At 74.0% G+C, this 2,774-nt stretch carries 1 protein-coding gene and 1 pseudogene; both read left to right on the plus strand.

Annotated features, from left to right (window positions below; all coding sequences use genetic code 11):
• Positions 1 to 93: 93 nt before the first annotated feature.
• Positions 94 to 1,335: pseudogene (locus ACWD3D_RS35705) on the plus strand (AMP-binding protein); the annotation flags it as partial.
• Positions 1,332 to 2,774, plus strand: a 1,443-nt coding sequence (locus tag ACWD3D_RS35710; protein WP_451464828.1) for a condensation domain-containing protein, incomplete at its 3' end; no start/stop codon positions are given. The pseudogene ACWD3D_RS35705 and the gene ACWD3D_RS35710, both read left to right, overlap by 4 nt.

Consider the following 2,774-nt stretch of genomic DNA (forward strand, 5'->3'; position numbering starts at 1 on the left):
TGCTCGTGCAGCCGCCGCACACAGGTTTCGAGGTCTTTCTCCTCGTTGTACACGGGCACGACCACGTCGAGTACGAGTGCGGGCGCTCCGTGCGCCGTACCGCTCAGCGACCGCATGGCACCGGCCGCCGCCGCGCACGTCCTGAGCGACTGCCGGGCGGTCGCCGTCCTGCACGCACCGGACGGACCGCCGCCACGGCTCCCCGAGGGGGTGTGGGCGGCGCCGGGCGACCTGATCGAGGCCGAGGGCGGCGAGGAGGCGCCGGACATCGCGCTGCCCGCTCCCGGCGCGCCCGCGCAGTACCTCTACACCTCCGGCACCACCGGCCTGCCCAAGGGGGTCCGCGCGACCCATGCCAACCTGGCCCACGGGTGCACCCTCGACGAACGACGCAGGCCGCTGAGGCACTCCCGTACCTTCCTCCACAGCTTCCCCATAGGTACGAACGCCGGCCAGACGATGCTCGTCAACTGCCTGAACGCGGCGGCCGCCGGTGTCGCGGCCCCGCAGTTCACCCCCTTGAGGTTCGCCCGGCTGATCGAGGAGCACACGGTCGGCAGCGTGTTCCTGGTGCCGGCGACCGCCATCGAACTGCTGGCCTCCCCGGCCCTGTCGCGCTGCGACCTGAGCTCGGTCCGGCTGGTCGGCTCCACCGCCGCAGCCCTGCCGCAGCCCGTCGCGCTGCGCCTGTCGCAGGTCTTCGACGGTGCGCAGATCGTCAACTACTACACCTCGACCGAGGCCGCGCCCGCACAGATCACCCTTCTCTTCGACCCCGCCCGTCCGGGCTCGCCCGGTCTGCCGGCCGCGCTCGACCAGCTGCGGATCACCGACCGTGACGGCCGTCCCGTTCCCGTCGGCGAGGCCGGCGAGATCTGGCTGCGCTCTCCCGCCTCGCCCCGCTCCTACCTCGGACCGGAGGGAAGCGGCACCGACGTCTTCCAGGGCCGGTGGGTGCGGATGGGCGACCTCGGGATGCTGGACGACGACGGCTACCTCCACCTGCTGGACCGGGAACGCGATGTGGTGAAGTCCGGTGCGTACAAGGTCTCCACGATCCAGGTGGAGAACGCGCTGCACGCCCATCCCGGGATCGCCGACGCCGCGGCCTTCGGGATCCCGCACCCGGTGCTCGGCAGTGTGGTGGCGGCCGTGGTGGTACCCCGGCACGGCGAACCCGACGTCCCCGGGCTGCGGTCCTTCCTGCTGGACCGGCTGGCGGCGCACGAGCTCCCGGCCCGGTTCCTCTTCCGCGACACCCTGCCCCGCAACGAGGGCGGCAAGGTCCTCAAACGTGAACTGCACCGGCTCCTGGACGACGAGGCGATCTCATGACCCTGCCCACCCCCTCCGCGGCCACGGCCCCGCTCGGCCGGGCCGCACCCGAACCCGTCCCCTTCGATCCGGCCCCGCTGGACCCGGCCCAGCACGGTGTCTGGGTCACCGAACAGACGATGCCGGCCGGTTCGGCCTACCACCTCAGCGTCACGCTCCACTTCCGGGGGCCGCTGGACCTCGCGGCCCTGCACACCGCGTGGACCCGGTTCGTGCACGACAACCCGGTGCTCGCCGCCCGCGTCGACCCCGCCGGACCGTGGCTGGTCGCCGGGCCGGTTCCCCCCGTGCGCCACCACACCTGCGCCCCCGCGGACCTGGAAAAGCTCCAGGAGGACGAGACCGGCGCCGCGTTCGCCCCGGACGGCGCCCTGGTCCGCCCGACCCTCTTCACCACCGGACCCGGCCGCCACACCTTGCTGCTGGTCGCCCACCACATCGTCTTCGACGGCGAGTCCAAGGACGTGTACGTGTCCGGGCTGGCGCATCACTACCGGGCCGCGACCCGGCAGGACCCCGCCCCCGCCACCGTGCCCTCCGAACGGCCCACACCCCACTCGTCCGCGCCCGCCCCCACCGGGCAGGCCGTCGACGCCGCCGCCCGGTTCTGGGCCGGCCGCTGGCAGGAGAGCACCGCTCCGGTCCTTCCGGGACAGGCCGCGCACTCCCCGGCGGACCCGGTCGCACCCGCTCCCGGGAGCGCTGCCGACTTCCGGCTCGACGGCCGGCGGCACGCCCGCCTGACCGCCACCGCACACGCGCTCGGCCTCACCCGGTTCGAACTGCTGACCGCCGCCTGGCACGCGCTCCTGCTGCGCTACGGCAACACCGAGCCCGCCACCGCCGTCGAGCTCTCGACCCGGACCCCGGCCACCGCCGGGCGGGCCGGGCTCCACGTCAACGAGCTGCCGCTCTTCACGCACCCTCGACCGCACACTCCGTTCGAGGAGTTCGCCCACGAGGTCCGGGAGGAACTGCGCGCCCTGTACGCCCACCGGCCGGTGCCGCTGAGCCGTGCGGTCCGTGGGCTGACACCGCGCACGGCACTGTGCCCGCTCTCCCTCAGCTACCGGCGCCGCACCGCCCCGGCGCAGGCCGGCTTCGGTGACGCGCTGGACGTCCGTACCGAATGGATCGGCTTCGCCCGTACCGCCCGCAACCTCGCCCACCTCCAACTCGTCGACTCACCCGACGCGCTCGAAGGCAGCCTGCAGTACCGCACGGCCGCCTTCGCCCCCGAAGCCCCCGCACGCATCCTGAGCCACTTCCGCACCCTGCTCGACGGCGTGCTGGACGCGCCGGACACCCCCCTCGCCGACCTGCCGTTGCTCCCCCCGCAGGAGCTCGCGCTCCTGCTCACCGACACCACGTCCGCGCCCGGCAACGCCGCCATCAGCCTGCCCGCCCTGTTCGCGGCCCAGGCCGCGGCCACCCCGGAC

The organism is Streptomyces sp. NPDC002690, assembly GCF_053592415.1.